This window comes from Allosphingosinicella sp. (genome assembly GCF_036387215.1).
In the GTDB taxonomy this organism is placed as follows: Bacteria; Pseudomonadota; Alphaproteobacteria; order Sphingomonadales; family Sphingomonadaceae; genus Allosphingosinicella.
Genome location: NZ_DASVUE010000151.1, coordinates 1 through 6,468, shown reverse-complemented (window position 1 = coordinate 6,468; position 6,468 = coordinate 1). Strand labels below are relative to the sequence as shown.

Genomic DNA, 6,468 nt, shown 5'->3' with positions numbered 1-6,468 from the left:
GGCTGACGGTGAGCTTATCCTCTTCGGAAAGCTCGTCCATGCCGAGAATGGCGATGATGTCCTGAAGCGACTTGTACTTCTGCAGGATCTCCTGGACTCGGCGGGCGGTGTCGTAATGCTCCTGGCCGACGGTGCGGGCGGTGAGCACACGGCTGGTGGAATCGAGCGGATCGACGGCCGGGTAGATGCCCAGTTCCGAGATCGCGCGCGACAGCACGGTGGTGGCGTCCAAGTGGGCGAAGGAGGTGGCAGGCGCCGGATCGGTAAGATCGTCGGCGGGCACGTAGATCGCCTGCACAGAGGTGATCGAGCCCTTGTTGGTGGAGGTGATCCGCTCCTGGAGCGCGCCCATGTCGGTGGAGAGCGTCGGCTGGTAGCCCACGGCCGAGGGAATTCGGCCGAGGAGCGCCGACACTTCCGAACCCGCCTGGGTGAAGCGGAAGATGTTGTCGACGAAGAAGAGCACGTCCTGGCCCTCCTGGTCGCGGAAATATTCGGCGATGGTGAGGCCGGAAAGCGCGACGCGGGCGCGGGCGCCCGGCGGCTCATTCATCTGGCCGAACACCAGGGCGACCTTGGAGCCCTCGGGGGTCGGGTTGCCGTCCGCGTCCTTGGCGATCACGCCCGCGTCGAGGAACTCGTGATAGAGGTCGTTGCCCTCGCGGGTGCGCTCGCCGACGCCGGCGAACACCGAGGTGCCGCCATGGCCCTTGGCGATGTTGTTGATCAGCTCCTGGATGAGCACGGTCTTGCCCACGCCGGCGCCGCCGAACAGGCCGATCTTGCCGCCCTTCGCGTAAGGCGCGAGCAGGTCGATCACCTTGATGCCGGTGACGAGGATGGCGGTCTCGGTCGACTGGTCGACGAAGAGCGGAGCCTCGGCGTGGATGGGGGCGCTGTCGGTGGCGCCGATCGGACCGCGCTCGTCGATTGGCTCGCCGACCACGTTCATGATGCGGCCGAGCGTCATCGGACCGACGGGCACGCGGATCTGCGAGCCGGTGTCCATCACCGGCTGGCCGCGGGTGAGGCCGTCGGTCGAGTCCATCGCGATCGTGCGGACCGTGTTCTCGCCGAGATGCTGGGCGACCTCGAGCACGAGCTTGCTGCCGTTATTGTCGGTGGTGAGCGCGGAGAGGATCTCCGGCAGATTGCCGTCGAAGCTTACGTCGACGACGGCGCCGATCACCTGGGCGACGCGGCCGACATTGTTGGTGACCGGGGCGGTGGCGGCGGTGCGCTCCAGGGTCGTGGTCTCAGGCTCAAGCATTCTAGTCTTCCTTCTTGTTCCCCGGCGAAGGGCGGGGTCCAGTCCTACGTTCGTTCTGTGCCCGGTTTTCGCCGGGGAGCTGATTGTTCCTAAAGCGCCTCGGCTCCGGAGATGATTTCCACCAGCTCGGTCGTGATCGCGGCCTGGCGGGTGCGGTTGTACTGGATCGAGAGGCGGTTGATCATGTCGCCGGCGTTGCGCGTGGCGTTGTCCATCGCGGTCATCCGGCTGCCCTGCTCGGACGCGGCATTTTCGAGAAGCGCGCGGAAGATCTGGACGGCGACGTTGCGCGGCAGCAGCTCGGCAAGGATGTCCTCCTCGTCCGGCTCATATTCGACGGCGGCGCTGACGCCGCCGGCGGGAGCCGCCTCGGCGGCGGGCATCGGCACCGGCATCAACTGCTGCTGGGTCGGCTCCTGAACCAGCGCCGACTGGAAGCGGGCGCAGAAGAGGTGGACGACGTCGATACCGTCGGTCGTGTAGCGCTCGACGATGTCGGCGGCGATCGCCTGGGCGTCGGCGAAGCTCACCTGCTTGATGCCGCTCGTGTCGTAATCGTGGACGATCTGGCGCGGGAAGAGGCGGCTGATCACCGCGCGGCCCTTGCGGCCGACCAGGTAGAAATAGACCGTCTTGCCCTGGCGCTGGAGATCGTCGGCGGCCTTGCGGGCGGCGCGGACGATGTTCGAGTTGAACGCACCGGCAAGGCCCCGGTCCGACGTGCATACGACGAGCAGGTGCGTGTCCTGCTTTCCGGTGCCGGCGAGCAGCTTCGGGCTCTGCGGACCGATGACGACGCGGCCGGCAAGGCTCGCCATCACCTCCTGGAGGCGGGTGGCGTAGGGACGGCCGGCCTCGGCCGCCTGCTGCGCGCGCCGGAGCTTGGCGGCGGCGACCATCTTCATCGCCTTGGTGATCTTCTGGGTCGATTTGACCGAGGCGATCCGCCCTTTGAGTGCCTTGAGAGAGGCCATTTCCTAGTTCCTCGATCCGTTCGGGCTGAGCTTGTCGAAGCCCTGCCTTTTACCTTTGCCTGAAGAAGGACAGTCCTTCGACAGGCTCAGGACGAACGGTATTTCCTACGCAAAGCTCTTGGCGAAATCGCCGACGATGGACTTGAGCTGGCCCGCAGTCTCGTCGTCGAGCGTCTTGGTGTCACGGATCTTGCCGAGCACCTGGCCATGATCGCTCCGCATGTGCGCGAGCAGCGAGCTTTCGAAGCGGACGACCTGGTTGACGGGCACCGTGTCGATGAAGCCGTTCACGCCGGCGAAAATCGAGACGACCTGCTCTTCCACCGGCATCGGCTGGAATTGCGGCTGCTTCAGGAGCTCGGTGAGGCGCGCGCCGCGGTTGAGGAGGCGCTGGGTCGAGGCATCGAGGTCGGAGCCGAACTGGGCGAAGGCGGCCATCTCGCGATACTGGGCGAGCTCCAGCTTGATCGAGCCGGCGACCTTCTTCATCGCCTTGGTCTGGGCAGCGGAGCCGACGCGGCTGACCGAAAGGCCGACGTTGATGGCCGGTCGGATGCCCTGGTAGAAAAGCTCGGTCTCGAGGAAGATCTGTCCGTCGGTAATCGAGATCACGTTGGTCGGGATGTAGGCCGACACGTCCCCCGCCTGGGTCTCGATGATCGGCAGTGCGGTCAAGGAGCCCGAGCCGTTATCCTCGTTCATCTTCGCCGCGCGCTCCAGGAGCCGCGAGTGGAGATAGAAGACGTCGCCCGGATAGGCTTCGCGGCCCGGCGGACGGCGCAGAAGCAGCGACATCTGGCGATAGGCGACGGCCTGCTTCGACAGATCGTCATAGACGATGACGGCGTGCATTCCGTTGTCGCGGAAATATTCGCCCATCGTGCAACCGGTATAGGGCGCAAGGAACTGGAGCGGGGCCGGCTCGGAGGCGGTGGCGGCGACGACGATGGAATATTCCATCGCGCCATTTTCCTCGAGCGCGCGGACGATCTGGGCCACCGTCGAACGCTTCTGGCCGATGGCGACGTAGATGCAGTAGAGCTTCTGGCTCTCGTCCGTGCCCTGGTTCGCTGCACGCTGGTTGATGAACGTGTCGAGCGCGACGGCGGACTTGCCGGTCTGGCGGTCGCCGATGATCAGCTCGCGCTGGCCGCGGCCGACGGGGACGAGCGCGTCCAATGCCTTGAGGCCGGTCTGCACCGGCTCGTGCACGGACTTGCGCGGGATGATGCCCGGAGCCTTCACTTCGACGCGGCGGCGCTCGGTGGCTTCGATCGGGCCCTTGCCGTCGATCGGGTTGCCGAGGCCGTCGACCACGCGGCCGAGCAGCCCCTTGCCGACGGGGACGTCGACGATGGTGCCGGTGCGGCTGACGGTGTCGCCTTCGCGGATGGCGCTGTCGTTGCCGAAGATCACGGCGCCGACATTGTCCGCCTCGAGATTGAGGGCCATGCCCTGGATGCCGTTCGGGAAGGCGATCATCTCGCCGGCCTGGACGTTGTCGAGGCCGTGGATGCGCGCGATGCCGTCGCCGACCGACAGCACGGTGCCGACTTCGCTGACCTGGGCCTCGTTGCCGAAGCTGGCGATCTGGTCGCGGATGACCTTCGAAATTTCTGCGGCGCGGATATCCATGTTCAGCCTTTCATCGCGTGCGCGAGGGAATTGAGTTTGGTTCGGATGGAGCCGTCGATCATCTGCGAGCCGACCTTGACGACGAGCCCGCCCAAGATGGTGGGATCGACGTTGAGATCAACCGCGACATCGCGGCCCAGACGGGTTTTCAGGTTCGATTTCAACGCGCTCACCTGATCGTCGGTGAGCGGGTGAGCGGAGGTGACTTCGGCCGTGGTCTCGCCGCGGTGATTGGCGGCGAGCATGTTGAAGGCGCGGACGATCTGCGGGAGCTGGGCGAGGCGCCGGTTCTGGGCGACGACGCCGAGGAAGTTCGAGGTGATCGGATCGAGCCGCATCGCGCCCGCGCTTGCGGTGATCGCCTTGGCGGCGTCTTCGCGCGAGATGAGCGGGCTCGTCACCAGCTCGTTGAGGTCCGCCGAATCGCGAAGCGCCTGGCGCAAAGTCGCGAGGCTGCCGGAGACCGCCTCCAGCTGCCGCTCGTCGCGTGCCAGCTCGAACAAAGCGGTTGCGTAGCGCCCCGCCAAACTTGCCTGAATGCCGCCGGAATTCTCCACGCGCGCCACAACTCCCAGATCGGATTTTGCCCCATGCGAAAAGAGGCCGCGAAGGGCCTCCTGAAGGGTCGGCGGCGCCGTAGCAGGGGCCTTGCTGCGATGCAAGAAGGCGATCGGTTTGATCGCAAGCTTCGGGATGTTTGCCCGCTTCGGCAGGGATATAGAGAGCCTATGGAGCTGCAAAACAGGATCGACGAAGAGGCCGCATGGGCTGCGGTGACGGCACGGGACCGGGGCGCTGACGGACGGTTCGTGACGGGGGTGCTGACGACCGGCATCTATTGCCGCCCGTCCTGCGCGGCGCGGCATCCGAGGCGGGAGAATGTCCGCTTCTTCGCTTCAGGCGCCGAAGCGGCGGCTGCGGGGCTTCGGGCGTGCCTTCGCTGCCGGCCCGACGAGGTGACGCGGGAAGCGGCGGCGATGGAGCGGGTGCTTGCGCTGCTCGACGCGGCCGAGGAGGCCCCCTCGCTGGCGGAGATGGCCGAGGCGGCGGGCTATTCGCCGCATCACTTCCACCGCCTGTTCAAGCGGGCGACGGGCGTGACGCCTGCCGCCTACCTCCGCGAGAAGCGGGCGCGCCAAATGGCCGACAGCCTCGAAAGGAACGGAACGGTGACCGACGCCATCTACGAGGCGGGCTATTCCGGCCCCGCGCGCTTCTATGCCGACGCCAAGGAGCGGCTCGGGATGCGGCCGTCCGTCTGGCGCGGCGGCGGGCGCGGCGAGACGATCCGCTGGGCGCGGGCTGAGACGGACCTCGGGACGATGCTGGTGGCGGCGACGGAGAAGGGGATCTGCCGGCTCTCGTTCGACGAGGACGAGGAGGACCTTCGCCGCCGCTTCCCCAACGCCGCGGTGGAGGAGGGCGGTGAGGCGCTGTCGGAACTGGTCGAGCGGACGGTGAGGGCGGTGAACGCGCCGGAGCGGCCGCACGACCTTCCGCTCGACGTGCGCGGGACCGCTTTCCAGCAGGCGGTGTGGCGCGAGCTCAGCCGGATCCCGCCGGGCGAGAGCCTCAGCTATGCGGCGCTCGCGGCGCGCGCCGGGAAGCCCGGCGCGGCCCGGGCGGCGGGGACCGCGTGCGGCGCCAACAGCGTCGCAATCCTCATCCCCTGCCACCGCGCCCGGAGGGGCGACGGATCGGCGGGCGGCTTCGCCTACGGGCTTGAGCGGAAAGCCGCCCTGCTCGCCCGCGAAGGCTGGACGGCTCCGGAACAATAGGCCGGCGCCGGACATTGCGCGGACAAGCAGAAAAGGGGACGCGCGCGATGAACGGATTAAGCGAGGTGAGAAGCGGCCAGCAGGTGCTCGGCTCCGACGGCGGGATGGTCGGCACGGTCGAGCGCGTCGAAGGCGACGTGATCGCGGTGCGCAGCGCCGGCGAGCGCGGGCCCGGGCATCATCACGTGCCGGCCGACTGGATCGACCATGTCGACACCCATGTGCACCTCAACCGCACCGCTTCGGTCGCCTGGGAGACCTGGACCACGCACACGCATGGCGGAGGGGCAGCGGCGGCTTCGGCGGCGACGGCGGCCGCGGCCCCGCGCCCTACGGAGGGGAAGAAGGGAAGCTGGCTCCCCTGGCTGGTGCTTGCGATCCTGGTCGCGATCGCCATCGTCGTTCTGTTCCGAGGCCTCGCCTATCAGGACGATCCCTCGACCGCCGATCCGAACCCGGCGACGGAGAGCGATACGGCGCGCTGACCGGCGCGGCGGCTAAGCGCTCCGATCGGATTTCGGGATATCATGGTTAATGCCGGACCGGGCAGAAATGCTTGAGCTGGGCCGCAAAAATCTTGCTCAATGTATCGTAAACGTATAGAGGGTGAGACTCGCGTAAAGACCAGTTGGACCAGTTCACGGCCGTTAAAGGGGGCAGGGGAAGTGAAGCAGGGATATATATTCGCGGCAGCCGCGCTGGCGGTCGTCATGGTGCCGTTGGGCGACGCCTATGCTCAGCAGGGGCTCAGCCTCGGAACGTTGTTCGGGAATGCGAAGGGCAAGACGAAGGCTCCGCCTCCTCCCCCGCC

General features: G+C 67.1%; 6 protein-coding genes. 2 read left to right on the top strand and 4 right to left on the bottom strand.

Annotation, left to right across the window (positions count from 1 at the left end; genetic code table 11):
- The 4 genes from atpD to VF662_RS06090 form a co-directional block, all read right to left on the bottom strand.
- Positions 1-1,270: F0F1 ATP synthase subunit beta (atpD, locus tag VF662_RS06105; RefSeq protein WP_464138908.1), on the bottom strand; the 1,270-nt coding region annotated here is incomplete at its 3' end.
- 89 nt (positions 1,271-1,359) lie between these two features.
- Complete coding sequence (locus tag VF662_RS06100; RefSeq protein ID WP_464138907.1) at positions 1,360-2,244, bottom strand: F0F1 ATP synthase subunit gamma; 885 nt, start codon at positions 2,242-2,244, stop codon at positions 1,360-1,362.
- Between the two features lie 105 nt (positions 2,245-2,349).
- Positions 2,350-3,879, bottom strand: coding sequence for a F0F1 ATP synthase subunit alpha (gene atpA, locus VF662_RS06095; RefSeq protein WP_464138906.1), 1,530 nt, complete (start codon positions 3,877-3,879; stop codon positions 2,350-2,352).
- A gap of 2 nt (positions 3,880-3,881) precedes the next feature.
- Positions 3,882-4,436, bottom strand: a complete 555-nt coding sequence (locus tag VF662_RS06090; RefSeq protein WP_464138909.1) for a F0F1 ATP synthase subunit delta — start codon at positions 4,434-4,436, stop codon at positions 3,882-3,884.
- A gap of 171 nt (positions 4,437-4,607) precedes the next feature.
- Between VF662_RS06090 and ada the strand changes: the two genes are divergently transcribed.
- Positions 4,608-5,657, top strand: coding sequence for a bifunctional DNA-binding transcriptional regulator/O6-methylguanine-DNA methyltransferase Ada (ada, locus tag VF662_RS06085; RefSeq protein WP_464138905.1), 1,050 nt, complete (start codon positions 4,608-4,610; stop codon positions 5,655-5,657).
- A gap of 47 nt (positions 5,658-5,704) precedes the next feature.
- Entirely contained in the window at positions 5,705-6,142 is a 438-nt protein-coding gene (locus VF662_RS06080; RefSeq protein ID WP_464138904.1) for a DUF2171 domain-containing protein, read from the top strand.
- The last annotated feature ends 326 nt before the right edge of the window (positions 6,143-6,468 follow it).